The 25,772-nt window shown below is 60.9% G+C and carries 39 protein-coding genes; 35 read left to right on the top strand and 4 right to left on the bottom strand.

The features are described 5' to 3' along the window. Together CHC02_RS25320 and CHC02_RS25315 are read right to left on the bottom strand one after the other, a co-directional pair. On the bottom strand, window positions 1–201 hold a 201-nt coding region (locus CHC02_RS25320; RefSeq protein WP_425320251.1), incomplete at its 3' end, for a hypothetical protein. A 9-nt stretch (window positions 202–210) separates the two neighbouring features. Next, window positions 211–1,029, bottom strand: a complete 819-nt coding sequence (locus CHC02_RS25315; RefSeq protein WP_139210235.1) for a S24 family peptidase — start codon at window positions 1,027–1,029, stop codon at window positions 211–213. A 1-nt stretch (window position 1,030) separates the two neighbouring features. Between CHC02_RS25315 and CHC02_RS25310 the strand changes: the two genes are divergently transcribed. Together CHC02_RS25310 and CHC02_RS25305 are read left to right on the top strand one after the other, a co-directional pair. Then, a complete protein-coding gene (locus tag CHC02_RS25310) occupies window positions 1,031–1,294 on the top strand; it encodes a helix-turn-helix domain-containing protein (protein WP_089394149.1) in 264 nt (87 codons plus the stop codon). Between the two features lie 9 nt (window positions 1,295–1,303). Then, window positions 1,304–1,492, top strand: coding sequence for a hypothetical protein (locus CHC02_RS25305; protein ID WP_089394148.1), 189 nt, complete (start codon window positions 1,304–1,306; stop codon window positions 1,490–1,492). On the opposite strand, the gene CHC02_RS30045 is transcribed toward CHC02_RS25305, so the two are convergent. Further along, complete coding sequence (locus CHC02_RS30045) at window positions 1,455–1,664, bottom strand: hypothetical protein (RefSeq protein WP_139210236.1); 210 nt, start codon at window positions 1,662–1,664, stop codon at window positions 1,455–1,457. The genes CHC02_RS25305 and CHC02_RS30045 overlap by 38 nt on opposite strands. A 96-nt stretch (window positions 1,665–1,760) precedes the next feature. Between CHC02_RS30045 and CHC02_RS25300 the strand changes: the two genes are divergently transcribed. From CHC02_RS25300 to CHC02_RS30040, 33 genes are all read left to right on the top strand, one after another. Next, a complete protein-coding gene (locus CHC02_RS25300) occupies window positions 1,761–1,949 on the top strand; it encodes a hypothetical protein (RefSeq protein ID WP_015994321.1) in 189 nt (62 codons plus the stop codon). Window positions 1,950–1,967: 18 nt separating this feature from the next. After that, entirely contained in the window at window positions 1,968–2,147 is a 180-nt protein-coding gene (locus CHC02_RS25295; protein WP_089394147.1) for a hypothetical protein, read from the top strand. 86 nt (window positions 2,148–2,233) lie between these two features. Then, complete coding sequence (locus tag CHC02_RS25290; RefSeq protein WP_089394146.1) at window positions 2,234–3,064, top strand: phage replication protein; 831 nt, start codon at window positions 2,234–2,236, stop codon at window positions 3,062–3,064. Beyond that, window positions 3,054–3,845 (top strand): ATP-binding protein, encoded by a 792-nt coding sequence (locus CHC02_RS25285; protein ID WP_089394145.1) that lies wholly within the window; start codon window positions 3,054–3,056, stop codon window positions 3,843–3,845. The genes CHC02_RS25290 and CHC02_RS25285 overlap by 11 nt, the downstream gene beginning before the upstream one ends. 264 nt (window positions 3,846–4,109) lie before the next feature. Beyond that, window positions 4,110–4,280, top strand: coding sequence for a hypothetical protein (locus CHC02_RS30290; RefSeq protein ID WP_167364843.1), 171 nt, complete (start codon window positions 4,110–4,112; stop codon window positions 4,278–4,280). Beyond that, window positions 4,273–4,548, top strand: coding sequence for a hypothetical protein (locus tag CHC02_RS25280; protein ID WP_089394144.1), 276 nt, complete (start codon window positions 4,273–4,275; stop codon window positions 4,546–4,548). Before CHC02_RS30290 ends, CHC02_RS25280 begins: the two co-directional genes overlap by 8 nt. Then, window positions 4,541–4,945 (top strand): recombination protein NinB, encoded by a 405-nt coding sequence (locus CHC02_RS25275; protein ID WP_089394143.1) that lies wholly within the window; start codon window positions 4,541–4,543, stop codon window positions 4,943–4,945. The genes CHC02_RS25280 and CHC02_RS25275 overlap by 8 nt, the downstream gene beginning before the upstream one ends. After that, window positions 4,942–5,244 (top strand): hypothetical protein, encoded by a 303-nt coding sequence (locus CHC02_RS25270; RefSeq protein WP_089394142.1) that lies wholly within the window; start codon window positions 4,942–4,944, stop codon window positions 5,242–5,244. Before CHC02_RS25275 ends, CHC02_RS25270 begins: the two co-directional genes overlap by 4 nt. Before the next feature lie 124 nt (window positions 5,245–5,368). After that, window positions 5,369–5,971 (top strand): recombination protein NinG, encoded by a 603-nt coding sequence (locus CHC02_RS25265; protein WP_089394141.1) that lies wholly within the window; start codon window positions 5,369–5,371, stop codon window positions 5,969–5,971. Then, the gene (locus tag CHC02_RS25260) at window positions 5,968–6,558 is read left to right on the top strand and encodes a hypothetical protein (RefSeq protein WP_089394140.1); all 591 of its coding nucleotides are present in this window, start codon (window positions 5,968–5,970) and stop codon (window positions 6,556–6,558) included. The genes CHC02_RS25265 and CHC02_RS25260 overlap by 4 nt, the downstream gene beginning before the upstream one ends. Window positions 6,559–6,678: 120 nt before the next feature. Then, window positions 6,679–6,987 carry a peptidase M48, Ste24p gene (locus CHC02_RS25255; RefSeq protein WP_089394139.1) on the top strand — a complete coding sequence of 103 codons (309 nt, stop codon included), beginning with the start codon at window positions 6,679–6,681 and terminating at the stop codon, window positions 6,985–6,987. Window positions 6,988–6,989: 2 nt separating this feature from the next. Then, window positions 6,990–7,292, top strand: coding sequence for a hypothetical protein (locus CHC02_RS25250; protein ID WP_089394138.1), 303 nt, complete (start codon window positions 6,990–6,992; stop codon window positions 7,290–7,292). 12 nt (window positions 7,293–7,304) lie between these two features. Continuing rightward, window positions 7,305–7,619 carry a hypothetical protein gene (locus CHC02_RS25245; RefSeq protein ID WP_176450346.1) on the top strand — a complete coding sequence of 105 codons (315 nt, stop codon included), beginning with the start codon at window positions 7,305–7,307 and terminating at the stop codon, window positions 7,617–7,619. Beyond that, complete coding sequence (locus tag CHC02_RS25240) at window positions 7,579–8,979, top strand: PBSX family phage terminase large subunit (protein ID WP_089394137.1); 1,401 nt, start codon at window positions 7,579–7,581, stop codon at window positions 8,977–8,979. The genes CHC02_RS25245 and CHC02_RS25240 overlap by 41 nt, the downstream gene beginning before the upstream one ends. Next, on the top strand, window positions 8,976–10,475 hold the full coding sequence (locus CHC02_RS25235) for a DUF1073 domain-containing protein (protein WP_208604361.1): 1,500 nt from the start codon (window positions 8,976–8,978) through the stop codon (window positions 10,473–10,475). Before CHC02_RS25240 ends, CHC02_RS25235 begins: the two co-directional genes overlap by 4 nt. Beyond that, on the top strand, window positions 10,411–11,211 hold the full coding sequence (locus tag CHC02_RS25230; RefSeq protein WP_208604362.1) for a phage head morphogenesis protein: 801 nt from the start codon (window positions 10,411–10,413) through the stop codon (window positions 11,209–11,211). The genes CHC02_RS25235 and CHC02_RS25230 overlap by 65 nt, the downstream gene beginning before the upstream one ends. A 150-nt stretch (window positions 11,212–11,361) precedes the next feature. Continuing rightward, the gene (locus CHC02_RS25225; RefSeq protein WP_208604363.1) at window positions 11,362–12,858 is read left to right on the top strand and encodes a DUF2213 domain-containing protein; all 1,497 of its coding nucleotides are present in this window, start codon (window positions 11,362–11,364) and stop codon (window positions 12,856–12,858) included. A 4-nt stretch (window positions 12,859–12,862) separates the two neighbouring features. Continuing rightward, on the top strand, window positions 12,863–13,342 hold the full coding sequence (locus tag CHC02_RS25220) for a structural cement protein Gp24 (RefSeq protein ID WP_089394136.1): 480 nt from the start codon (window positions 12,863–12,865) through the stop codon (window positions 13,340–13,342). 2 nt (window positions 13,343–13,344) lie between these two features. Further along, window positions 13,345–14,382 carry a DUF2184 domain-containing protein gene (locus CHC02_RS25215; protein ID WP_089394135.1) on the top strand — a complete coding sequence of 346 codons (1,038 nt, stop codon included), beginning with the start codon at window positions 13,345–13,347 and terminating at the stop codon, window positions 14,380–14,382. A 3-nt stretch (window positions 14,383–14,385) separates the two neighbouring features. Then, window positions 14,386–14,712: a hypothetical protein gene (locus CHC02_RS25210; protein WP_089394134.1), complete on the top strand. Its 327-nt coding sequence runs from the start codon at window positions 14,386–14,388 to the stop codon at window positions 14,710–14,712. Between the two features lie 3 nt (window positions 14,713–14,715). Next, window positions 14,716–15,150, top strand: coding sequence for a DUF4054 domain-containing protein (locus CHC02_RS25205; RefSeq protein WP_089394133.1), 435 nt, complete (start codon window positions 14,716–14,718; stop codon window positions 15,148–15,150). Further along, window positions 15,138–15,611, top strand: coding sequence for a hypothetical protein (locus CHC02_RS25200; protein WP_089394132.1), 474 nt, complete (start codon window positions 15,138–15,140; stop codon window positions 15,609–15,611). Before CHC02_RS25205 ends, CHC02_RS25200 begins: the two co-directional genes overlap by 13 nt. Then, window positions 15,589–15,969 carry a hypothetical protein gene (locus tag CHC02_RS25195; RefSeq protein WP_089394131.1) on the top strand — a complete coding sequence of 127 codons (381 nt, stop codon included), beginning with the start codon at window positions 15,589–15,591 and terminating at the stop codon, window positions 15,967–15,969. Before CHC02_RS25200 ends, CHC02_RS25195 begins: the two co-directional genes overlap by 23 nt. Continuing rightward, complete coding sequence (locus CHC02_RS25190) at window positions 15,948–16,541, top strand: phage neck terminator protein (protein WP_089394130.1); 594 nt, start codon at window positions 15,948–15,950, stop codon at window positions 16,539–16,541. Before CHC02_RS25195 ends, CHC02_RS25190 begins: the two co-directional genes overlap by 22 nt. Further along, window positions 16,477–17,958 (top strand): DUF3383 domain-containing protein, encoded by a 1,482-nt coding sequence (locus tag CHC02_RS25185; RefSeq protein WP_089394129.1) that lies wholly within the window; start codon window positions 16,477–16,479, stop codon window positions 17,956–17,958. The genes CHC02_RS25190 and CHC02_RS25185 overlap by 65 nt, the downstream gene beginning before the upstream one ends. A gap of 12 nt (window positions 17,959–17,970) precedes the next feature. After that, a complete protein-coding gene (locus tag CHC02_RS25180; RefSeq protein WP_089394128.1) occupies window positions 17,971–18,402 on the top strand; it encodes a phage tail fiber protein in 432 nt (143 codons plus the stop codon). After that, entirely contained in the window at window positions 18,402–18,830 is a 429-nt protein-coding gene (locus CHC02_RS25175) for a hypothetical protein (RefSeq protein WP_089394127.1), read from the top strand. Before CHC02_RS25180 ends, CHC02_RS25175 begins: the two co-directional genes overlap by 1 nt. A 179-nt stretch (window positions 18,831–19,009) precedes the next feature. Then, window positions 19,010–20,890 carry a phage tail tip lysozyme gene (locus tag CHC02_RS25170; RefSeq protein ID WP_089394126.1) on the top strand — a complete coding sequence of 627 codons (1,881 nt, stop codon included), beginning with the start codon at window positions 19,010–19,012 and terminating at the stop codon, window positions 20,888–20,890. Then, window positions 20,890–21,537, top strand: a complete 648-nt coding sequence (locus CHC02_RS25165; protein WP_089394125.1) for a phage baseplate protein — start codon at window positions 20,890–20,892, stop codon at window positions 21,535–21,537. The genes CHC02_RS25170 and CHC02_RS25165 overlap by 1 nt, the downstream gene beginning before the upstream one ends. Window positions 21,538–21,545: 8 nt before the next feature. After that, window positions 21,546–23,072 (top strand): Ig domain-containing protein, encoded by a 1,527-nt coding sequence (locus CHC02_RS25160; RefSeq protein ID WP_089394124.1) that lies wholly within the window; start codon window positions 21,546–21,548, stop codon window positions 23,070–23,072. A 49-nt stretch (window positions 23,073–23,121) separates the two neighbouring features. Next, entirely contained in the window at window positions 23,122–23,652 is a 531-nt protein-coding gene (locus CHC02_RS25155; RefSeq protein WP_139210237.1) for a hypothetical protein, read from the top strand. Window positions 23,653–23,661: 9 nt separating this feature from the next. After that, window positions 23,662–24,543, top strand: a complete 882-nt coding sequence (locus tag CHC02_RS25150) for a baseplate hub protein (protein WP_089394122.1) — start codon at window positions 23,662–23,664, stop codon at window positions 24,541–24,543. Next, complete coding sequence (locus tag CHC02_RS30040; protein ID WP_139210238.1) at window positions 24,527–25,183, top strand: hypothetical protein; 657 nt, start codon at window positions 24,527–24,529, stop codon at window positions 25,181–25,183. Before CHC02_RS25150 ends, CHC02_RS30040 begins: the two co-directional genes overlap by 17 nt. Here CHC02_RS30040 and CHC02_RS25145 read toward each other — a convergent pair. Further along, window positions 25,132–25,749 carry a hypothetical protein gene (locus CHC02_RS25145; RefSeq protein ID WP_089394121.1) on the bottom strand — a complete coding sequence of 206 codons (618 nt, stop codon included), beginning with the start codon at window positions 25,747–25,749 and terminating at the stop codon, window positions 25,132–25,134. The two genes, CHC02_RS30040 and CHC02_RS25145, sit on opposite strands and share 52 nt — an antisense overlap. Window positions 25,750–25,772: the final 23 nt, after the last annotated feature.

The following is a 25,772-nucleotide window of genomic DNA, read 5'->3' as shown; positions in this document are numbered from 1 at the left end:
CTTGACCTCATCAGCATATGAGCCAAGACGGTCCTCGCCGTTGATGAGCACCCCAACGATACGGAGTACGGCCCAGGCGTCAGTCTCATTGCCTGCCTGGCTCAGTCGCTCGGCGATCTTCACCAGGTCGACGGATGCCCATTTGAGGTCCGCCGTTATGGACTTGAGGTCGTGCTTTAGCAACTGGGTGGGTTTGTTCATGCCCATTTCTTACAGATCCCCACCGCGCCAAACAATCTGCCCCATCAGCGACATAGGTTCGTCATCCTCATCCAGCCACTGGTCCGGGAATTCGCGTTTGTCGAGGTTGTCGCTGATCAGCCCCCACTGATTCACAGCGCTGGCATGCGAAAGGCGCTTGATTATCACGCCGTCGGCGCCGTTGAGGGCGAAGATTGTGTTGTGGACCGGCTCTTTCTGGGCCTTGTTCAACAGCACCACGTCGCCATCGTTGATGGTGGGATGCATGCTCCACCCGTCGGCATAGAAGGCTTCCAGATATTTCACATTCAAGCCCCTGGCCATGATCCAGGATCGCTTGAACGCCAGATGCCCCTTCACTTCGACGTAGGGGTTCTCGTAGCCGCGGCCCATTGCGCCCCTGGCGCTCTTCAGCGGGACGTGGACGTATTCGTCATCGGATGAATCCGCCGGAGGTTCTGGCTCTGGCTTCGCCTGATTAGACTCGCGCATTTCACCCAGGCCATATTCCAGCCATTCGACGCGAACACCCAGCCAGCGCGCTAGCAGTTCCATGTTGTCACGCTCGGGGATCGATGCGCCGGTCAGCCATTTGTGAGTGGCCTGCTTCTTCGCTCTAGCCCCTAGCTTCTCCAGTGCGCCGTGCAAATCGACATTGCGGCCGCGCTCCTGCCTGATCTCAGGCATTTCGTCCAGTGCTCTATTCAGGCGCGCCGCGAAGGCGTCCCGTATCTCTTGAGTCTCAACCATTGGTTGATGCTTGCACAGAACTTGCGCAACAGTCAGTTGATCATTAATATCAACCGTAAGTTGATGAGCGAGGCTCAATATGGAAACTCCATTCACCTGCCGAGAAGGCTCTGTTGCAGAGGCTGTAGACCTCGCCGGGGGACCAATTGCCGTTGCCAAAGCGTGCGGCAAGAGCCGCCAGGCGGTGGACAAATGGATCCGCAGCGACCAGCTCCCCCGCACCGAATACACCGGCGAAACGCGCTACGCCGAGGTGATTTCCGAACTGGCCGAGGCCCGCGGAAAGCACCTCGATCCGGCCGCGCTTCGCACCAATGCATCCCCCAAAAAATCAGCCGCATAGGAGACCTCCATGGCTACCGAGAACGCAGACCTGACCGAGCAGGAAAGGGCGATTGCGAATGACCTGTTCGCCGAAGTTTTCCCGGACCTGGTGCGGAAAACCGACATGAACTGCCTGGAAGAGGCGGCGACCTGCTGCGTCGCCGCCTTGAAGGCAGGGCTTATTGCTCTGCGGGAATCGAACGGTAATAGGCCGTGAGCCGGGCATGTACGTCGATGATGGCTGCGGCCGCCGCTTCCGAACGAAGTGCGCTGTTGATCATGTTGTGTTCGCCGCTGCCAAAAGCTCCAGCATTTATCAAGGCCATAACGATCTCCTGGGCGGCCATCTCTGGGCTGGCGGTGGGGAAGTTTGTAGCTGTTTGAGACATCGGAACCTCCTGGTTCGCTGTGTTGGGTGAGAGCTTCCAGCCTACCAGTGAGGTTCCGACCTTTACATAGAAACCAATCGCATAGGAGACCTGTGCATGTACGACAACCCCAGCCACCTGAAGGACCGGGAAATCAAGCTGCGCGTCGACGAGACCACGTATGAGCTCATCGGCGCACTGGCTCGGTTCCATCGCACCCAGAAAGCGGTTCTCGTCCGCGACCTGGTGGAAGCCGCCCTGGAACGCCTGGCAGAGAACGATAGCGAACAGCAGACCGTGGCCTGAAGGCCCTGAGAGGGGCCTATGGCACACATCAGCACGACGATCAGCCCAAAGGCCTACGAGGGCCTGACGAGGATGGCGAAAGAGAAAGGGCTCACCCCTGAAGAGGCCCTGGCGGAATTCCTGGAGCAGCAGCTCGCGAGGAAGACCAAGCCGAACAACACCAGGGGAACCGTCCAGCCATTTCGGCGCAGGGACTGATGAGGGCCTGAACAGCCCGAATTGCGGACACAAAAAAGCCGGGATTGCGGCCCGGCTGATTTGCTTCAAATGACGAGGTGATCGTAATGGCGAGAGCCAGGAATATCAAGCCTGCCATCATGGCAAACGAGGACCTGGCCGAGCTCGCCCCGGCCGAGCGTCTTCTGTTCATCTACCTCTGGATGCTGGCCGACCGGGAAGGGCGCTTGGAAGATCGCCCGAAGCGTATCAAGGCCGAAGCCTTCCCCTACGACGATGTCGATATCGACGCCATGCTGGACAACCTGCAGGGCGCCGGATTCCTCATTCGCTACACCGTCGAGTCCAAGCGATACATCCAGATCATCAACTTCACCAAGCACCAGCGCCCGCACAGCAACGAGACCGCCAGCGACATTCCTCCGATGGAGCAAGGGGTTCGTACCGAGCGAGAGCCCGTAATAGAGCCTGTCCAAAGCGCTTCTAACCATGGTGGAAAGGACTTTCAACCAAGGGAAGAAGCACTTCGCTCTGATCTTCTGATTCCTGATCTTCTGATCCCGGATACCAAGACCCCCCCAACCCCCGCCGGGGAGTCGACGCAAGTTCGGGATGACCTGTTCGACCAATTCTGGGCCCTGTACCCGAACAAGACCTGCAAGGCGAAAGCCAGGGCGAAGTGGGTGAAGCTCAAGGTCACCCCCATCCTGTTCGACCAGATCATGTCCGGCCTGAGACGTCAGTGCGCTAGCCAAGCCTGGCTCAAGGATGGCGGCCAGTTCGTGCCACACCCGACGACGTGGCTCAACGGCGAGCGATGGAACGACGAGGTGCGCAGCAACGTTCACCACCTGCCCAACAGTCGCCACCACGGCTTCGCTGAGCGCGACTACTTCGACGGCCTGACCGAGCGGGAGGATGGCACCTATGGCTTCTGAGAAATCCAATGTCGTCGAGCTTCCAGGCCCGATGACCTATCGCGACACCTGCGAGAAGCACGGTGAGTACCAGGGCAAGATCACCGAGATCATGGGCCGCCAGTTCAAGTCTGGTTGCGCCAAGTGCTCGGAGGAGCGCCGAGCCGCTGAGGCCGCCGCCGAGATCGAGGCCAAGGCCAGGGAGGATCGCGAGCGCCTGCAACGCAAGCTGGGCAGCGCGATGATCCCCACTCGTTTTGCCGACAAGACCTTTGAAAACTACGCGGCCAATACGCCGCGGCAGCAGAAGGCTCTCAACGCATGCCGCGACTACGCTGACCGGTTCCCCGAACACTATGACGCCGGCCGATGCTTGATGTTGCTGGGGAGGCCTGGCACCGGGAAAACCCATCTCGGCGCCGCGATCGCCAACGACATCATCCACCGCAGCAGTGCGCTGGCCGTGTATCGCACCGTCGGTGGAGTTCTGCAGTACATCAAGGGCAGCTACGACCGCGATGCCGAGTACACCGAGGTCGAGGCGTTCAAGAGTCTGATCAGCCCCCATTTGCTGATCCTGGATGAGGTGGGCGCCACCAAGCCGACCGAATTCGAACTGGCCACCCTGTTCGCCATCATCAACGGCCGGTACGAGGAGAAGCTGCCGACCGTAGTGATCTCCAACCTTCCTCCGAAAGAACTTCCAGAAGCCATCGGTGACCGTTGCGTCGACCGCCTACGCGAAGGCGGCGGAATCGTCGTCGGGTTCGATTGGGAGTCGGCACGGGGTGTCCAGGCATGACTAAGCCCAACCTCGGCAAGATCGCCACCCAAGGCCTTGAGCACCCGCACCTCTGCGACGAATGCGGAAAGGCCCGCAGCCAGGGTAACCACCAGGCTTGTGCAAAGAAGCGCCAGGCGCGGTATGCAGCGGGGAGGGCATCCCAATGAAACGCTCCTGGAACGTCCTCATCCCCGGTCGCGCGCCCTTCGTGATGATCCTGATGGAAGACTGCGACCCGCTGCAGGTCGTGCAGTCGATCTGGCCGAATGCGGAGGTGGCGTGATGGATCAGCCGCGAAAGTTCTACCAAGCCAGCTATGGCGTTCACCTTCCCTACAACAAGCGCATGTGCTTCGGCTGCAACCAGGTGAAGCCCCGCGACAAGGCTCCGGCGTCCAAAGCTTGGCGCTGCGCTGACTGCAAGGCGAAGGCCGGGGAGGCGCGCAATGTCTGACTTCATTGATCGCCTCAACTCCCCAACAACGCAGGTATCTGACGGCCCTCTTCCCAGCAAGAAAGGCTGGGGTAAGGCTCCGTTCTGCGGGAACAAGGCCCACTACTTCGAGCTCATCTACGACGATTCCATCGGCCCGCATGGGCGCGAGAAGTACTGGGTGGCTCTCTGTGGAGTGGATGCCGTCACCGCGGACAGGGTGCCGATGTTCTCGGCTGGCAGTTGGAAGCGCTGCAAGAACTGTGAGCGGAGGGCAAATCATGGCTAATCCCCGCTTCCCCATCCGCAACGAGACCGACCGCCAGCGCGCCATAGCGATCCTACAGCGCATCGACCTGGCCGAAGGCAAAACATGGTGCCTGCACGACGAGGCCCGCAGCGACGCTCAGAACAGGCGCATGTGGGCCATGTTGCGTGACATCAGCCAGCAGGTGGAATGGTACGGCCGGAAGCTGGACGACGAGAGCTGGAAGCACGTCTTCAGCGCTGCGGTTCAGCAGCAGGATGCCGTCCCGGGAATCAACGGTGGCTTCGTGGTCCTGGGCGTCTCCACTCGCAAGCAATCCAAGAAGTGGTTCAACGAGATGTTCCTGGTGATGGAGGCCTTCGCCGCTGAGCGGGGTGTGAAGTTCACCACGCGGGATTACTGGGAGGGTGCGGCATGAGCAAGTTCAAGGCCGGGGACATTGCGCTTGTGATCGGAAGTCGAAACTTCGGGCGCTGTGTTGACCTAATTTCTCGCCATGTCGGTCCATGTCGAGTTGAGGTGACAGGGAATCGATGGGTAATCGTTCCTGATGGGGTGCCGGCATGGCTCGTAACCGCGAAAGACATGGAGGCCCAGATGACCATGTCCGGGCGAGTCGTGAAAACCGATGAGGTAGTTATCTCCGAGGTGAAGCTTGTTCCGCTCCGCGGCGACTTCCAGCCCGAGCAGCAGAAGAGCAGGGAGGTGGAGGTTTGAAGAAGATAATCCGCTGCCTTGAGCAAACCGCATGGGCCATGTTCATGGGCTGCATATGCGCAGGGCTTCTCGGTGGATTCATGGCAATACTGGCAGGAATCGCCATGGCGTTCGGGGTGAGGCTATGACCGTCTCCGCCCGCCAGCCCCGCCCGAAAAAGTGCCAGAACACCGAATGCGGCACCAAGTTCATCCCGCAACGCTTCGGGCAGCGCGTCTGCTCGCCGGCCTGCGCCATCGCCACCAAGGACAAGCACCAGGCTCCTGCGCGGAAGGCTATCGCCGACCGCAACCGCAGGGAGATTAAAGCGCGGAAGGAGAAGCTGAAGAGCAGGGCGGAGCACCTGCGCGAGGCTCAGCAGGCGTTCAACGAGTTCATCCGCCTGCGCGATGCCGACCAGCCGTGCATCAGCTGCGGCCGCCATCACGACGGCCAGTATCACGCCGGGCACTACCGCACGGTCAAGGCTCACCCGGAGCTGCGCTTCGAGCCCCTGAACGTCAACAAGCAATGTGCCCCCTGCAACAACCACAAGTCCGGCGACATCGTGAACTACCGGATCAACCTGGTGCGCAAGATAGGCGCCGAGAAGGTGGAGTGGCTGGAAGGGCCTCATGAGCCCCTGAAGCTCACCATCGAGGACATCAAGGCGCTGAAGGCCAAGTTCCGGGCCTGGGTGCGTGAACTGAAGGCCGCTACTGAAAACTACAGGGGAGAGACCGCATGAAGCTGAACAGCGCGCGAGAGGCTTGGCATTCGGCGTTCTACTCGCAGTCCGATGGGCAGTGGATCGCATTCGAGCAGCAGCACTACCTCGGGTGCATGGTGCAGATGAGCGAGAGGGACCGCTCAACCCTGGCCGCCATGCACCAGGCGCTTGCCGGGCCCATACAGGGCGCCATTGCCACGCTCCCGGTTCGTCTGCAGGCCTTCGGTCATCACATGTACGGCCCGGGAACCAATCCCGACATCAAGGAAGAAGCCGAGTCGCTGGTATTCGATCTGGCCTACAGCCGCGGCGAGAAAATGTATGCCAAGAAGTTCGAGAAGGCCCGGCATGTAGCTGCTGGTGTTCTGGAGCGCTACCGCAGAATGCACCAGGGAGGGCAGAGTTCCATGTCTGATCCAATGCCGACACCGGAGGCATTCCGCGCATGGATTCTTGCCCGTCATGGCATCGACCTGGACTCGCGCAATTGGGCGAGGGAATGGCAGCCATTCATCGATGCCTGTTTCCTTGCCTGTGACGACCTGGACAAGCAGGCCTTGATCCCGGTGTCGAGCATCCTGGCAGTGATGAAAGACGCTGCTTGAAACGGAACGCTATAACGTATTGACAGAAATGTGCGGCTAGTTCATGCTTTTTCCCATCCTAGAAATTGTCACTTCAGAGCCCGGCCATGCGCCGGGCTTTGTTGTTTGTGGGGTATCCCAATGGAGCCGACGTCGACCGCCGCTGGCGCGCTGCTTGCCAAGTACAGCGTCGCGATAGCCGGCTTCGCAGGGGCCATCCTGTCTCTGTCCTTCCTCCGTGGACTGACTCGCAAACAAGCCAGCGCCGCAGTGATTACAGGCTTCCTGTCCTCGATCTTCACCACCCAGCTGGTGGTGAACTACTTCGGCCTCCCAGCTGATGCCGATTCGAAGAACGGGGTGGCCTTCCTGATCGGCCTCCTGGCCATGAACATCATCCCCGCCATCAAAGCAGCAGCGGAGCGCATTCTCGCTACCAAGGGTGCCTGACCATGATGACCTCCATCCTCATGGGCCTGGACGCCGTGCTTTGCATTCTCGTGGTACTGGCCGCACTGGAGTTCCTGCGCTCAGTCCACCTGTTTGAGCATCCCATCCTGAGCCTGTCGTTCTACCTGGTCGCCACCGGCGCCTTCGGCTTGCTGATGGAGCTGGCAAATGGCTACTGGGTGAGTCCCTGGGCAGTAGTCCTGCACCTGGGCGTCGTGGTCTACGCCTGGTGCCGCCGCAAGCACATCTTCCGGGATGACTGGTCGTGGGATGGTGTGGATCGCCGCCGCCGATTTGGAAAGTAGATAGGAGTAGATATGGCCGGCAGACCAAAGGGGCTGCCCAAGACTGGCGGCCGGAGGAAAGGCACGCCGAACAAGGCCACTGCCGACATCAAGGCCATCGCCCAGCAATACGGCGAAGAGTCAATCATTGGCCTGATCGAGATCGCCCGCGACACCGAGGCGCCTCACGCAGCTCGCGTAGCTGCCTACAAGGACATCCTCGACCGCGGCTATGGCAAGCCGACACAGAGCGTCGATCTTTCGTCTACGGACGGCACCATGACGCCGAAGAGCCTTTCCGACTTCTATGCAGGAATCCCGCCCGAGCCTGAATCCGGTCCTTCGTGACTTTTGGCTGACGCCAGCGCGCAACCGGGTTCTGTATGGAGGGCGGTCGAGCTCCAAGTCATGGGATGCAGCTGGGTTCGCGGTGTTCCTGGCCCAGCAGTGCAAGGTGCGCTTCCTGTGCGCCCGCCAGTTCCAGAATAAGATCGAGGAATCGGTCTACACGCTGTTGAAGGTTCAGATCGAGCGGTTCGGCCTGCGGGATCAGTTCCGCATCCTGGACAACAAGATCATCCACAAGCGGACGGAGAGCGAATTCCTCTTCTATGGCCTGTGGCGCCACATCGACGAGATCAAGTCGCTGGAGGGCATTGATGTCCTCTGGATCGAAGAAGCCCACAACCTTACCGAGGCGCAGTGGGAGATCCTGGAGCCGACGATCCGTAAACAGGGATCGCAGATTTGGGTGATCTTCAACCCGAAGCTGAGTACGGACTTCACCTACAAGCGCTTTGTGGTCAATCCGCCGCCGAACACGGTGAAGCGGCTGATCAACTACACGGAGAACCCTTTCCTCTCCGACACAATGCTTTCGATCATCGAGGCAGCCAAGGAAGAGGATGAAGAGGCCTACGGGCACATCTACCTCGGCATCCCAAGGGACGATGACGACGCGTCGATCATCAAGCGCTCGTGGCTGATGGCTGCGATCGATGCGCACAAGACGCTCGGCATCACTCCATCAGGATCGAAACGACTCGGCTTCGACGTGGCTGACAGCGGTTCGGACGAATGCGCCCAGGTCTTCGCGCATGGATCGCTGGCTACCTGGTCGGACAAGTGGAAAGCCAGAGAAGACGAACTTCTCAAGTCAGCCACTCGGGTTTGGGATGAGGCCAGGAAGCGCGATGCGCTGGTCACCTACGATTCCATCGGCGTGGGTGCTGGGTGTGGGGCCAAGTTCAACGAGCTCAACGCTGCGCGCAAGGATGGGGCCTCGGTGCTCCATTCGAAGTTCAACGCTGGCGGGGCGGTATGGAAGCCCGAGGCGATCTACTCGCACGGCACGAAGAACAAGGACATGTTTGCCAACATCAAGGCCCAAGCCTGGTGGTTGGTGGCTGACCGTCTGCGCAACACCTTCAACGCCGTGAAGAACGGCCACCAGTTCGATGCAGACGAGATGATCTTCATCGACAGCTCCATGCCAAATCTCGACCAGCTGATCGACGAATTGGCCACGCCAAAGCGCGACTACGACAACCTTGGCCGGGTGAAAGTCGAGAGCAAGAAAGACCTGGCCAACCCTAAGCGTGAGGGAGGGCCTATCCCGTCCCCCAACCTGGCGGACGCCTTCATCATGGCCTTCGCGCCCGGCCAGCAGCCGATGCGCATCAACCCGGACCTATTGAAACGAGCATGAGCATCTTCGACTTCTTCAAGCGCCGCGCTGAGCCTATCGCCACGCCGGCGGAGAAGGAGCGGATGCGGATCAACTCGATGGTCCTGGCCAAGGCCATGGAGACTACCAATCCGTCGCTCAAGCGCGTCGATCTTGTGCCGTACGAGCCGCCGGCTGGTGTAGTACCGGCTGCGAAGCTGAAGTCCGTCATGGCGATGGACTCCACGCCCTACGACTACCTGAATCTGACTGGCTTCAGTGGAGGCTTCCCGGGCTACCCTTACCTTGCCGACCTCTCCCAGCGCGCCGAGTACCGCAAGATGGTCTCGCGCCTGGCCGAGGAAATGACCCGGAAGTGGATCGAGATCAAGACCGTCGGCGACGACGACAAGTCGGAAAAGGTCGCACAGCTCAACGACGCTCTGAAGCGCTACAAGGTACGTGAGCTGTTCCGGCAGGCTGCCGAGGATGACGGCTATTTCGGCCGCGGGCAGATCTACATCGAGGTGACGGCGCCGCGCGGCACTATCGCTTCGGATGATCCGGCTGAGCTGGCATCGCCGTTGTTCCTGGCCAAGGAGAAGATCGCCAAGGGCTCTCTGGTCGCTCTGCGCAAGGTCGAGGCCGTCTGGACCTATCCGGGCGTATACCAGAGCACCAACCCCCTGAAGGCCGACTACTACAAGCCTCAGGAGTGGTTCGTCATGGGCCAGTCCGTACACCATTCGCGCATGCTGATGTTCGTCAGCCGCGAGGTGCCGGACATGCTGAAGGCGGCCTACAACTTCGGCGGCCTCTCGCTGAGCCAGATCGCAGAGCCCTACGTTAACAACTGGCTGCGCACGCGCAACAGCGTGGGCGACCTGGTGCACAGCTTCAGCCTGTCGATCCTGAAGACCAACATGCAGTCCACTCTGAGTGGTGCTGCTGATCCAAGCCTGTTCCTGCGGGCCGATCTCTTCAATCAGGTGCGCGACAACCGCGGCCTGATGATGGTCGACAAGGACAGCGAGGAAATCGACCAGATCAACACCCCGCTATCGGGCGTCAACGAACTCCAGGCTCAGGCTCAAGAGCAGATGGCCTCGGTGTCGAGCATCCCGCTGGTGGTGCTGCTTGGTATTACTCCGAGCGGCCTTAACGCCTCCAGCGATGGCGAAATCCGCGTCTTCTACGACTACGTGAAGGGGCAGCAGGAGTCGATCTACCAGGACAACCTGAAGAAGGTGCTCGACATCATTCAGTTGTCCGAATTTGGCGAGATCGATCCGGACATCACCTTTGAGTTCGTCCCGCTGTACGAGATGAGCAAGAAGGAATTGTCCGAGATCCGGAAGGCTGATGCTGACACTGATGCCGTCTACATCGACCACGGCGTACTTGGCCCCGAGGACGTGCGGGAGCGCTTGGCCTCTGATCCGGACAGCCCATACCACGCCCTGGAACTGAGCGATGACTTCGACGCGGACGAAGAACCGGAAAAAGACGCCCCGGACGATCCGGCAGGTTCGTCCTAACGCCGGAATCCGCGCCTGGTACCAGAAGCAGCTCGATGACGCGATCGACGACATGCAGAACTCGGTCGTCTACTGGCTGAAGGCTGCCTACCGTGATACGCCTTTCGCCCAGGATGCCAACCCGGCGACGGTGATGCGCAACGCGATGCGCAGGCTGACTCAGCGTTGGGAGCGTCATTTCGACGTGATGGCCGAGAAACTGGCCAGGCGGTTTGCGGACAAGTCCCTGACTACCTCGGATGTGTCGCTCCGTTCCGCGCTGAGCGACATGGGCTTCACCGTCGAATTCAAGATGACTGAGCCGATGCGCACGGCCTACCAAGGCGTGATCAACGAGAACGTCAATCTGATCCGCAGCATCCCTGAGCAGTACCTGACTCAGGTCGAGACGATGGTGATGCAGTCAGTACAGCGAGGCCGAGACCTTGGATCGCTGACCAAGGACCTGCAGGCCCGCTATGGCATCACGAAACGCCGTGCTGCGCTCATTGCCAGGGATCAGAACAACAAGGCCACGTCGGCAATGACGGCGGCCCGGCAGCAGTCGCTTGGCGTCACGCATGGCATCTGGCGTCACTCTCATGCCGGCGCTGAACCACGGAAGTCACACGTCGCTGCCGACGGAAAGCAGTTCGAACTGGCCAAGGGTATGTACATCGACGGCGAATGGCTGATGCCTGGCGAGGCCATCAACTGCCGGTGTACCTGGTCGCCGGTGATTCCGGGCTTCGACTGAGAGGACATATGGCCACATCAGCCCTGACCGCCACGGTGAAGCTGCGCCGGTGGGTGTGGCCTCTGCTCGTCGCCATCAATTGCGCCCGCTGCCTCTGTGGCAAACCCATCTGGGTGCCGCTCTGGGCTTTCTCGATAAGGATTGAACGTCATGCCGCTGAAGAAAGGCAGTTCCGAGGCTGACATCTCGGCCAACATCGCGGAGCTGATCCGGGCTGGCCATCCACGCGAGCAGGCTGCGGCGATTGCGTATCGTGTTGCCGGCGTGGATGAAGAGAGCCCGATGCGCCCGGCCTATGCCGCCGACATGAGCGACGAGGACTGGGGCAATCTGGTCGACCTCTTCGCCAAGTGGGTAGGCGAGGAAAGCAAAGAGCCTGAGCACGCCCAGGACCTGCTCACGGAAGGCCTCCAGCGCGCGCGTGGCGAGCGAATCGCCTTCGATCGCGCCACGGTACGCCGGATCGACGCCGACGGCCGCCTGCACGTCTCTGTGAGCCCGATCAGCAAGGCGAACGTCTGCCCCTACTTCGGCCGGGAGATTCCTGGCGGTGAAGCGATGGGGCTCGATCCTGACCGGATCTACCAGCTCTACCGCGATCCCGGCGAGTTGGCCAAGGCAGTGGCCTCCTTCAATAGCATCCCGCTGCTGAGCAAGCACATCCCAGTCAGCGCTGCGGATCCGCAGAAAGAGTTCGTGGTAGGGGCTACCGGCAGCAATGCCGAGTTCGTCGACCCCTTCCTGCGCAACAGCCTGGTGATATGGGATGCATCGGCCATTGCCGGCATCAACACCAACGAACAACGAGAACTGTCCTCGGCGTATCGCTACGTCGCGGACATGACGCCCGGCGTTTCTCCCGAGGGCGTGCCTTACGACGGTCGCATGACCGAGATCGTGGGCAATCACGTGGCACTGGTCCCTGTTGGCCGTGCCGGTGCTGACGTCCTCGTCAGCGATTCACTACCCGAGGAACTTACCCCTATGAAACTGAGCAAAGCCGCCGCTGCACGTGCGGCCCTTCATGCCGTCCTGCTGCCGCAGCTGGCTCAGGACAGCGCACCGGCCGACATCCGGAAGCTGACTGCCAAGGTGACCACGGCCGAGAAACTGGCCGAGGACGCCGCCAAGGCATTCCCCGGCGCCAAAATCGACATCAAGGCCCTCACCAAGTCCATCCAGTTCGCCCTGGACGAAGCGGAGGAAGAGAAGCCCGCTGAAGACGAGGACGATGAGGAAAAGGACAAGAAAGCGGTCGATGAGGACGATGAGGACAAAAAGGCTGAGGACGAAGACGACGAGAAGGACGAGCCGAAAGCCATGGACTCCGCCGCCATCGCCCTGATCCGTGCCGACGCCAAGAAGGACGCTCTCCAGGCCGTCAAGGCACTCCGTGAGGCCGAGGCCGATGTGCGTCCCTTGGTCGGCGAGATCGCCGCCATGGACAGCGCCGAGGACGTCTATCGCTTCGCCCTGGACAGCCTGGGCATCGAGCACAAAGGCGTCCACCCGAGTGCCTACAAGGCCCTGATCGCCATGGCCAAGACCAAAAGCGACAAGAAACCGGACAGCTTCGCGATGGACGCTGCCCATTCCAAGGACTTCGCCGCTCGGTTCCCGACCGCCGGCCGCGTACTGAAGGTGTGATGCCATGGGCTTCCAAACCACTGTGAACCAATATCCGGCGCCCGCGGTTGAGGGCGATTTCGCTTCCGCCAACCCGCGCGCTTCTGTGCTCCCGAGCGACGGCATCATGGTCGCTGCCTCCGGTGGCGTGACCGTCGGCCGCTTCGCCTGGGTGTCGGGCAACACCGTCAGCAATGCTGGCTCGGGTGTGCCGGCAGGCTTCATCCATCGCGACCACCAAGCGCTGAACTTCAACCTGCTCAGCGAAGCCACCATGGTGATCCCGCAGGGCTTCGCCGTGACCGTGCACAACCAGGGCGACTTCTGGGCGCGCTCCGCGACCATCGCCACTGTCGGCCAGAAGGTCTTCGCCTCGAACACCGACGGCACCATCAAGACCGACGCCGCGGGCGCCACTGTCGCCGGCTTCACCGAAACCAAGTGGTCCGTGGCCAGCGCTGGCGCTGCCAACGAACTGATCAAAATCTCCAGTTGGGTACTCTGACCATGGATATCCGTTCCGATCTGCACAAGCTCGGCGCCGATTACGGCGTCCACTTCATGGACACCGTGCGCGCCTACCTGGCTGACGGTGTTCGCACCGACTACAACATCGCCATGGACGCCCAGCCCGGCCTGGTGACCGTCAGCAACGCCGGCATTCCGGCGTACCTGGCGAACTACCTCGATCCGGAGCTGATCCAGGTGCTGGTCACCCCGATGAAGGCCGCACAGATCTTCGGCGAGGCCAAGAAGGGCGACTGGACCACCATGTCCAGCCAGTTCCCGGTCGTGGAGTCTACTGGCGAAGTCGACACCTACGGCGACTTCAGCAACGCCGGCCAGTCCTCGGCCAACGTGAACTGGGTGCCGCGCCAGTCCTACCACTTCCAGACCGTCACCCAATGGGGCGAGCGCGAACTGGAGATGATGGGCCTGGGCCGCATCGACTATGCCGCGCGCCTGAACATCGCCAGCGCCCTGACCATCAACAAAGCGCTGAACAAGATGTACTTCTTCGGCGTGGCAGGCATCCAGAACTACGGCGCCCTGAACGATCCGAGCCTGAGCACTCCGGTTCAGCCGCTGGCTACCGGCACTGGCTCCAGCCGCCTGTGGGCGGACAAGGACGGCCAGCAGGTCTACGACGACATCAGCCAAGTGCTGTACAAGCAGCTGCAGGCCCAGCTGAAAGGCCTGGTCGAGCGCGACGTGCGCATGACGCTGACCATGTCGCCGACTGCAGAGGTCAACCTGACCAAGACCAACCAGTACAACGTCAACGTCACCGACCAGCTGAAGAAGAACTTCCCCAACCTGCGCATCGAGACCGCTGTCGAGTACAGCACTACCTCCGGTGAACTGGTCCAGCTGATCGTCGACGAGATCGAAGGCCAATCGACCGCCTACGCAGCCTTCACCGAGAAGATGCGTGCGCACCCGGTCAAGGTCGGTCTGTCGTCCTTCAAGCAGAAGAAATCCGCCGGCGGCTGGGGCACCATCATCCGCCGCCCCGTCGCCATCGCTCAGATGCTGGGGGTGTAATCCATGGCAACCGTAATCGTAGGCTGCAAGCTCCCGCACGGACTCCACGCTGAACTGAACGGCAAGGTCGTCACCCTGGTCGGCTCCAACAGCTCCAGCCTCATCGGCGGCTTCGGCATCACCCGCGACGTCGACAAGGACTTCATCGAGGCGTGGCTGAAGGCTGAAGCGAAGAACCCCATCGTCGCCAACGGCCTGGTGTTCATCGCCAACAGCGAGCGCGAAGCCGACAAGACCGTCGCCGAGCGTGAACGTGAAGCCAATGGCTTCGAAGGCATCGATCCCAAGAAACCCGGGAAAGACCTGAAGCCGGCCGAAGCCGAGGAGTAAGCCATGGGCGTCGTCGTCTTCGATCCGGCGGCGTTCAAGCAGCGCTACCCGGAGTTCGATTCCGTTTCGGATAGCCTGCTGACCGCTTACTTCTACGAGGCGACGATCTACCTGGACAACACCGACGAGAGCCGGGTGACCGACCTCGGCTTTCGGACGGTGCTGCTCTGGATGCTCACGGCGCACATCGCGGCGATCAATGCTGGGGTGAATGGCGAATCCGCCTCGCCTCTGGTGGGGCGGATCAACAATGCCACGGAAGGATCAGTCTCTGTCGGAACCGACATGGGGCAGGTTCCTTTCACGGCGGCCTGGTTCCTCCAGACCAAGTACGGGGCTGCCTTCTGGCAGGCTACGGCGCCGTTCCGGACCATGCAGTACATCCCCGGCCGTTCCCGCGAGATCACGTGGAGGAATCGTTTCCCATGGGTGCCGTGAAAGGTGGCGACCGGATCAGCAAGTACATCCGTGACCTGGCGACTCGACTGAACGACAACGAGATCCTGCGCGCCGGCTTTCTAGAGGGGGCGACCTATCCCGACGGCACGCCTGTCGCGTTGGTCGCCGCGGCGAACGAGTTCGGCGACCCCGCCATGAACCGGCCACCGCGGGCGTTCTTCCGTGAAGCGATTGCGGCGAACGGGAAGCGTTGGGCCAAAGGCCTGGGCAAACTCATCCATGCCGGAAACAGCACCGACAGGGCCCTGGCGCTCACCGGGGAACTGGTGCGTGCAGACATCCAGGATTCGATCCGGAAGTTCACGTCGCCGCCGCTCTCTCCGCGCACCCGGAAGAAGTCGGCAAAGGCCGGCTTCGACAAGCCCCTGATCGACACCGCTCACATGATCAACAGCGTCGACTACGAGGTCCGCAAAGATGAACCTGCGGGGAATAGCTAACAGCGTCACGCAGGCTGTGAACCCGAACATCCCGGCGCAGATCAAGCCTTCCAGCGGCGGATGGGTGACGAATCCTGATGGCACGCGAGAGCCGCAGTTCGGCGATCCGGTCGATGTCGCGGTTCAGCGCCAGGCGCTCACCCAGAAGGACCTGATGCACATCGACGGGATGAACCTGTCGGGTGTGGTCGCGCTGTTCTACATCAACGGCAACTGGTACAGCGTCAACCGTCCGGACGGTAAGGGCGGGGACATCATCCTGATCCCCTCGAAGTCGGAAGAGTGGCTGGTCGTGGCCGTGACGGAACTGTGGCCAGATTGGACGAGGGTTCTGGCATGCCTGCAACTGTCAACGTAACTGAGTCCGACCTGTTTGCCGGCTTGCGGTCGTTCCTGCTCCAGGTCCTGGGCAACAACTTCCAGGTCTTCAAGGCCCAGGGGAACAAGGTGGCGATGCCCAAGGGCTCCTTCGTCATGATGACGCCGCTGTTCATCGACGGCCTGTCTACCAACGTCGTGACCTACAGCCCTGATGACGATGAGCGACACGACACCCGAACAACTCAGTTCCGGGTTCAGCTTGACGTCTACGGACCGGATGCCTCGGCCAACTCGAACATCATCGCCACCCTGTTCCGCAGCGAGTACGCGACTGAGCAGATGGCTTCCGGGCCGTTGCAGCCGTTCTACGCAACCGATCCCAAACAGAACGTCATGACCAACAGCGAGGCCCAATACGAGGACCGCTGGACGTTCGAGCTGTACATGCAATTCAACCCCATCGTCACTTCGCCGCAGCAGTTCGCTGATGACCTGCAGATCGGTCTCGTCGAGGTCGACACCAAGTTCCCGCCGGAGAACCCTGATGTCCACTATCCCAATCTCCCAGATTGTCCAAGTCAATCCGGGCGTGCTGGCTGCTGCCGGTAGCGCGGTCGACCTGAATGGATTGATCCTCTCGCAGAACGCCTCCCTCCCTACTGGTCAAGCCGTTCCCTTCGCTACCAAGGAAGACGTGGCCGACTACTTTGGCGCTTCTTCGGTCGAAGCGCAGATGGCCGCCATTTACTTCAGCGGCTACACCAACTGCACCAAGCGCCCGGGGTTGCTGTACTTCTGGGCCTATCCGACCACTGCTGTGGCGGGTTTCATGCGGGGCGGTGATCTGTCGTCGATGACGCTCACCCAGCTGAAAGCCCTGTCGGGCGTACTGACCATCACCATCGACGGCACTGCGAAGACGTCCAGCAACATCAGCCTGACCGCTGCGACCAGCTTCTCGAATGCCGCGACCATCATCCAGGCAGCCTTTACGGGCTTGGGCGGCACCGTGACTTACGATGCGCAGCACGCAGCCTTCGTGTTCACTTCCAGCACCACCGGCGCCTCGTCCACTGTCAGCTTCGCGTCTGGCACCCTGTCGGCGAGCCTGAAACTCACCCAGGCAACGGGCGCCGTGACTTCCGCTGGCGCCGTCGCTTCGACGCCGGCGACCGCCATGCCCGCGGTGGTGGCATCCACCCAGAACTGGGGTTGCTTCAGCACCACCTGGGAGCCGGTGACCGCAGACAAATCGGCCTTCTCTGATTGGACGAACGCTCAGAACGACCGCTACGCCTATGTGGGTTGGGATACCGACGTCAACGCGAAGGTGGCCGGCAACACCACCACCTGGGGTTACTACCTGCAGACCAATCAGCTGGTCGGCTCGATTCCGGTATTCGGCAACCAGACTCATGCGGCCTTCGTGCTGGGCTTCGCCGCCTCCCTGGACTTCGACCGCCTGAATGGCCGCGCTACCCTGGCGTTCCGCAACCAGTCCGGCCTGGCGGCTTCGGCGAGCAATGCGTCGGATGCGTCGTCTCTGGAGGCAAACGGTTACAACTTCTACGGCATCTACGCGAACGCCACTCAGAACTTCAACTTCATGTACCCGGGCAGCATCTCTGGCGAATGGGATTGGGTGGATTCGTACCTGAACCAGATCTGGCTGAACGCCAACCTGCAGCTGGCGATGATCACTCTGCTGCAGAACGTGGGCTCGATTCCCTACAACAACCAGGGCTATGCCCTGATCGATGCGGCCTGCCAGGATCCCATTTCCGCCGCGGTGAACTTCGGCGCCATTCGCACCGGTGTGGCCCTGTCGGATGCCCAGAAGGCCGAGATCCAATTCGCCGTGGGTTCGGACATCAGTCCCGCTCTGGAAGCCAAGGGCTACTACCTGCAGATCGTGCCGGCCACCGCTGCCATCCGTGCGGAACGGCGCAGCCCGAGCATGACGCTGTACTACACCGATGGCGGCAGCGTTCAGCGCCTGACTCTCGCCTCGATCGAAATCCAGTAAGGAGCGCACCGAATGGCAACTATTACTTCGGCGAACTCCAGTCTCGCCATCGCGGTAACCGACCTGTACCCGTCGCCCCAGAGCATCCAGGGCTATGCAGCGGATGATGCATTCACCGCAGACGCCGTGGAGCAGGCCGAAATCGTCATGGGCGTGGACGGGCACATGTCGGCCGGCTTCATCTTCAACCCGACGCGCATGACGATCACGATCATGCCGGACTCGCCATCCCTGATCATCTTCGAGAACTGGCAACTGGCCCAGCGCACGGCGCGCGAAGTCTACCGCTGCAATGGAACGGTGATCCTTCCTGCCATTGGCCGGAAGTACTCGCTGCAGAACGGCGTACTCACCAGCGGCAACCCATTCCCGGGTAACCGCCGCACCCTGCAGCCGGTGCCGTTCATCATCACCTGGGAACGCGTAATCGCGGAGAACAACTGATGGCTCGCAAGACTGCTCAGTACCAGGTGACGGACGCCGGGCGTGACAAGGGCAAGGTGTTCGTCATCACCGAGATGCCGGCATCCCAGGCCGAGAAATGGGCCATGCGTGCGTTCCTGGCAATGGCCCAATCGGGCGTCGAGTTACCCGATGGGGTGGCTGACCTCGGCTTCGCCGGCATCGTGCGCATGGGCGTCCAGGCGCTGGCCAAGATTCCGTTCGACCAGGCCGAGCCGTTGATGGACGAGATGATGGCGTGCGTGCAGATCATGCCCAGCACATCCAACCCGTCCATCGTCCGCCCGCTGGTGGAAGACGACATCGAGGAGATCGCCACCCGGCTGAAGATCCGCGCGCAGGTGCTGAGCCTGCACTCGGGTTTTTCTATCGGCGACGGTCAATCGACTTCGGCCCCGTCGCCGGCATAAGACGTCACGGCATCGTCGACTACCTGAACCTGCCGCCCACCATCGCCACGGTGATTTCGTCTCGCCTTGCGACTCTCCATGAACTCGACACCGTCTATGGTCTCGAGGACCTATGGTGGCTGATCGAGGTCAACTCGGTTGACACCCACAACCGCAATCTAGCCGCCCAGGAATAACGCATGGCCACAGTAATCGATGCTCTGGTGGTCACGCTGGGGCTGGATTCGTCCGGCTTCAAGAAGGGCGAGAAGGAAGCGGCGGATGCGCAGAAGCGCTTCGTGCGTGAATCCGAGGCGAGCGCCAAGCAGATCGCCGCCCAAGCCAAGGTCATGTCCGAGGGCTTCCGCCGTGTGCGGAACGAACTCCTCGGCCTGTTCGCCGTGGCCATCGGTGCCAACGGGCTGAAGGACTTCATCGCCAGTACGGTGAAGGGACAGGCCGAACTCGGGTATCTGTCCAAGAACCTGGGAATGAGCGCCCGGGAACTGGATGCATGGGGCAAGACGGTCAAGACCGTCGGCGGCTCCGCTGAAGGCTTCCAGGCCAGCCTGCAGAACATCGCGTCCGGCATCGAGGCGTTCAAGCTCGGCGAGGACTCTCCAGTGGTGGGGATGTTCCGCGCCATCGGCGTGAACGTAGCCGACTCCGCCGGCAAGATGCGCCCATTCAAGGATATTCTCCTTGATGTAGCCGATGCTCTCCAGCGGTATGACCCTCAGGACCAGATCCGTATAGCCCAAGGACTTGGACTTGACCAATACACCCTGAACCTCCTGCGTCAGGGCCGACAGGCAGTGCAGGACCTAAATGGCGAGATGTATCGCTCTTCGGGGGTGACCGAAGAGAGCGTCAAGCGCGCCCAGGAAGCCCAGCGGGTGTGGGGTGAGTTCACTGCTCAGGCCAACGGTGTTGGACAGGCCATCTTCGAGGCCATGGGCCCTGCATTGGTCGAGTTGACCAAGGATCTGCGCGATTTCGGCGCCTGGGTGAACGAGCACCGGGCCGAGATCCAGAAGTTCTTCACCGACCTGGTGGAAGGCGGCAAGGATCTTGTCCAGATGCTCCGGGACCTGGATCAGGACACTGGCGGGGCGACCACCAAGATCCTGGCCCTCGGCGCGGCATTTGCCGTGGCCTCCAAGGGGATTGGCATGTTCCTGGGGGTGGGTGGTAGCGCACTGGCCATGGCATCGCGCCTTGGAGCGATAGGGATCGCTGGATACGCCGGTTACCAGGCCGGCACCTATCTCAACGACAACTTCATCAGTGGCACGGCGGTTGGTGACTTCATCGGAGAATGGCTGAACCGCGGCGCTGCTGCTCTCGGAGTTGAGAGTGCCCAGGATTCGGTCAACACCATGGATGCGGCCAATGGCAAGGTCAACGGTGGCCGAGCCATGGCTGACTACGTGGCCAACTACTTCCAGTCGAAGGGCTGGAGCCGTGAGCAGGCAGTGGGGATTGCCTCGAACCTGAGCGTGGAGAGTGGTTTTAACCCCTCTGCGGTTGGCGATGGCGGGAAGGCCTATGGGCTTGCCCAATGGCACCCCGACCGCCAGGCGGGGTTCCGGGCATTCGCCGGGAAGGACATCCGAGCCTCATCCCTGGACGAGCAGTTGGCGTTCATCCACTACGAGCTCACTCAGGGGCAGGAGAAGTCTGCCGGGGATGCGCTGCGCAAGGCTCGATCTGCCTACGAGGCTGGTGGGATTGTCTCTCGGCAATACGAGCGCCCTGCGCGAGCAGATGCTGAAGCAAGCCGCCGTGGGATGCTGGCCCAGTCGATCTACGGAACGACTGCTGGCGATCAGTTCCAGATGACCGCCGAGGAAAGGTTGGCCCTGGAACGCGATCAGATGGGCGTGCGCCCAGGCGAGATGCGCATCGGCGCCGGGGCGAACGTAGCTCCCTCGCAAGTCTCTACGACGACAAGCGAAGTCAACATCCAGCAGATGACCGTCAACACGCAGGCCACTGATGCCCCAGGAATTGCCAGGGATATGGGTGAAGCGCTGCGCCAGAACCAGTTGATCAACTCTTCCGCCACGGGGATGAACTGATGTCCTTGATCGACTTCCCTGACGTTCCCATAGCGCCCGGCGTTCCCGATGTGCGCCGGAGCGCGGTTGGTATTGGCGCGGTCAGCGATATTCTGGGGACTATTCTAGGGGCCGACTTCTTCGGCTTCCTGGACGGTGTTCTTGGGCCGGAGTGGGGGCTGTACGACAAGAACGGCGCCCAGATCATCCTGCCTGACTCGGTGATCGCCTTCGACTACCGCGGCGAACAGCGCATCTCGAAGTACCCGGTCGAGCTCGGTTCGTTCTCGTCGTACAACAAGGTCGCGCTGCCCTATGACATTCGCCTGTTGATGACCTGCGGAGGCCAGGGGGTGATGGGGCGGGATCAGTTCCTTCAGCAGTTGGAACTGCTGAAGGAAACGACCGAGCTCTATGACCTCGTTACCCCAGACTTCACCTACCAGAACGTCAACCTGGTGCGCTTCGACTACAGGCGCACTTCGAACCAGGGCGTCACCCTGCTGACCGTCGATGCCCAGTTCGAAGAGGTGCGGCAGACGGCAGTGGCGATCTATTCGGCCACCGCAGAGCCCCAAGGGCAGCCGGTGACGAGCATCGGCGCTGTCCAACCTGTAACGCCCAATACCCAGCAGGAAGCGTCCTTCGACGCCAGCGCCATTGCCTAGAGAGCCCCATGCAGATCATCCCGCTCGCTGCCGTCGCTTCGCAGACGCTGAAGGTCGTTCTTGCCCAGCAGAATTGCGTGCTGAACGTCTACCAGAAGTCGACCGGCATGTACCTGGACGTGAGCCTAGAGGGCGAAACCATCCTGACTGGGGTTCTCTGCCGGGACCGCGTTCGGTGCGTGCGTCAGGCTTACCTGGGGTTCGTCGGTGATCTGGCCTTCATGGATACCGAAGGCACGGATGATCCGGTTTTCTCCGGCCTCGGCAGCCGCTGGGTGCTGATGTACCTGTCACCGGAAGACCTGATCGAGAAAGCCGCTCGGGCCTCAATCGACTTCCAGTCGAGGATCAACGCCGCCAACACATGGGCCGCTGCTCATCCTCTCGTGCTAACTGGCGCCCTGGCGAATGGGATTCAGGGAGTGCCGTATTCGTCATCGATCACCCTGCAAGGGCAGATGGCCAATTCCGCCCTTTCGTGGAGCGTGGTCGGTTCGCTTCCGGCCGGCCTGTCCCTGGATGGTTCGACCGGCGTCATCAGCGGTACTCCGACCGCCGGCCTGACGATCGTCTCGTTCACGTTGAAGGCAAAGGACAACCTCGGTCGCACCGCAACCTCCGCGCAAACCGTGAAGATTGGCCAGGCCTTCACCATGGCTACCCAACTACCCGGGATCATGTCGCTGACGCGCCCGAGCATTGGCACTTACTTTGATCCGACGGCAGTCCTGCAGGTTGCGGCGAATGACCAACCCCGCTTCGACTACGACCCGGTCACGCTGACACTGCGCGGGCTGCTGATCGAGGAGCAGCGCACGAATCTGTTCTTGCAATCGACAAATCTTACGTCGGCCTCCTGGGTGAAGGGCCAATTCACCGTAGCCTCCGGGCAGCCTTCGGTGTTCGGGGATAACTCCGCGTTCAGTTTGGCGCCGACATCAAACGGCATTCAGCCGCAGTTTTATCAGTCGGTCGGAATTTCAGGCACCGTCCAAACAATCAGTTGGATAGTGAAGTCGGACGGGGCTACCGCCGCCTACATTCAACTACAGGGTGCAACAACTATTAACTCGGGGTGTCGCGTCCTGGTCAACTTGGCGAATGGCGTTTTGAGTGCCATAAGCTATTTTGGCTCTGGCTTCAATAATGCCGTGGCAACGGCTATACCCCTTGGGAATGGGCGCTGGCTTGTTTCTCTTACCGCAACCACGATCACTGGGGAGAACATTCGCGGACTTATTGGCCCGTCTACCTCTTCGTCTTCGGTAACTACAGTCAATACGACGGATGGGTTAATCGTCGAATGTCCTCAGTTCGAGGCAGGCGCCTTCCCCACCAGCTATATCCCCACCACCAGTTCCCAGGTCACCCGCGCTGCTGACGTGGCCACAATCACGGTGCCTTCCGGTTTCACCACGCAGACCTATGGCTTCGACGACGGTACGTCTGCGCAGGAAACTGTCAGTGCTGGGCCGCACACCATTCCGACTCCCACTGCACCGAAGCGCATCAAGACGATTGCGGTGACTGCATAGGCCCTCTGATCGCAGATATGCTTGGGCCAGGTACTCAGTGGAGATGGACATGAAGGCATGGGTATTGGCGGTCGCCTTGATGGCGCCCGCAGCAATGGCGGAACAGATCAGCGCGGACAAGGTGCTGCTGATGACCTGCATGAAGATGGAAAAGTCCATCCCGGTGGAACAGCGAATCCCGGCACCTTCTGAGCAGGAGTGCATATTGATCCGCCACGCCAAAGGAGTTCCTGATAGCGCGGAGCCGAAAGTTGGATCGGCTAAGCCGGCGCCGGTGATGAAGTCTGCCCAACAGGCCGAGGCGGACCGCATCACGCTCGGATGTGTACGGCAATCCAATGGCTATGCCTGGATCGTTTCGGCGAGGCAGGAAGGCTGGACATTGGAGCAGGCCAAGGCAGGTATCGGCCGGCAGCTTGCCGATGCTGGGCTGTACGACATGCCCCATCGCGTTTGGGCTGATCGAATCACCGATCACGTCTTTGCTGATAATCGGACATTCCTCACGACGCCAAACAGCGCTGCTGCCGCCTACTACGAGCTTTGCCTTCGTTCACCCACCGAGTACTTGGTCAAATAGGATCGCCCCATGAGCTTCGTTACGAGGGAAATCGAACTGACATTTCGCCTTCGTGACGGGAGCTTGAACGACCAGGGCCAAGACAAGGTTTCTCTTCGCGGCCATCGGGTAGAGCTGATCCTGGCACAGTCCGGGGGCATCCTGACCTTGGGCGAGCTGCAACTGCGCGTGTTCGGCATGAAGATGACCGACATGAACAAGTTCAGCACCAACCAGCTGCATGCCCTGGCCGTTCGCGGGGCGGAGATCAGCGTCAGCGCAGGCGACCCCATCAAGGGCGTCAAGAAGATTTTCGACGGGACCATGATCGCCGGTGTGGTGAATTACTCCGGGGCTCCCGACATAGCCTTCGACCTGAACGCAAGGCCGGGCTACCTGTTTCAGGTGGCACCGGCTGCAGCGAATAGCTACGAAGGCAGCACTGACGTAGCGACGATCGTCGAAGCCCTGGCCAAGCAGATGGGCTATGGATTCGAAAACCACGGCGTCTCGGTGCAACTGAGCAACCCAAACCTTCCGGGAACGCTGATCCAACAGGTCAAGTCGGTGTGCAACGCCGCCAGGGTGCTCTGCAAGATCGAGAACGGCATCCTCTCCATCTGGCCGAACGGTTCGGCTTTCGGCGAGGACTTCCTCCAGATTTCGCCGGCCACCGGCCTCGTTGGCTACCCGGTCTTCACCAGCACAGGCATTCAGATCGTCACTGAGTTCAACCCCGAAGCCTCTCTTGGGCGGCGCGTGCAGTTGGACAGCTCGGTCGAGAAAGCCCGCGGCGAGTGGGTAATCCACTCCATGCGGCACGAACTGAGTACGGTGTATCCCCAAGGCCCCTGGTTCACCACGATGCATCTCGCGAAAGAAGGACTGGTCCTGAATGTCTCCAAATGGTAGCCAGCCGCTTCTCGGCTCATCCGACAAGAACAGCGACATCAACGCGCTGGAGGCTGTCATTCGTGCGTTCTTCAGTGGGCGCTGGATGGCCAGGCCGGTGAAGGTTATTTCGGTCACGAATGCGGGTGGGGTTTCTCCGATTGGCTACGTGAGCCTGCTTCCGCTTGTGCAGCAGATCGACGGTGAGGGCGATGTGACGCCGCATGCGACCATCTACAACGCACCCTACATGCGCATCCAGGGCGGTGCTAACGCGGTGATCCTCGATCCCCAGGCTGGAGACATCGGCATTGCCGTGTTCTGCGACCGCGACATCAGTGCAGTGAAGTCGTCCAGAAGCGAGGCTCCCCCGGGCTCAAGTCGACAGAACGATCCGGCCGATGCGGTCTACCTCGGCAGCATCATCGCTGCAGCGCCGGCGCAGTACGTCCGTTTCAATGAAAGCGGGATCGAGTTGGTGTCACCGACACAGGTTCACATCCAGGCACCTGCGGCAGTGATCGATGGCAACACCACCATCAACGGCAATCTGTCCGTGAACGGTGGCACTGTGAAGAACGACGGCGTGTCGATCGACAAGACGCACACTCATTCCGGCGTGGCGAGCGGAAGCGATACTTCTGGTCCTCCGAGTACTTGAGGTGATCTCAAGTCATCGGGATTACACCTTGGGCACCAGTCACACCCATGCGTCACGCAGACATCTCGGAACTGGTCCTGTAGCGCTCCGGGATGTTCCCGGGTAAGAGCCCAGCCAGTGTATTTGGCTGCGAAGGCGCAGGGGATGATCAGCATGTCCTTCTTGCCCAGATGTGGAATCTTGACGTGCACCTGCGGAATCCCAAGCGGGAACTGGGTTGGGAAGACCACGTGGCAATGCGACCGGTAGTCCTTCACCCGGAATGACTCGTTCAGGCAGTGCAGCACCTGCAGCACGTTGCCATCGTCCTTGAACAGCCGTCCCCTGACGGAAAAGAACGTTCCTTTCACCCTGGCCAGCATGTCGGCGATCGATACCGCCCTGGCGATGTCCGGCGCCGTCGCTTCGAACGCCGCCACGTGATAGTCGACGTTGCCCTTGGTTACCTCCACGAAGTAGCTGGCCCGTCGCGCCAATGAGAGCGCGATGGGGTAATCGGCTGCGCGTGAGGACTGGAAGGCAATGACCAGGGCGTAGCGCTGGGAGAGGTCGGGAAGGTCTGGCATCTCAACTGGAAGATTCAATCGGA

Origin of the sequence: Pseudomonas delhiensis, assembly GCF_900187975.1 — a bacterium.
In the GTDB taxonomy this organism is placed as follows: Bacteria; Pseudomonadota; Gammaproteobacteria; order Pseudomonadales; family Pseudomonadaceae; genus Pseudomonas; species Pseudomonas delhiensis.
Note: the sequence above shows the minus strand (reverse complement) of the source record. Positions and strands in the feature narration are given on the sequence as shown.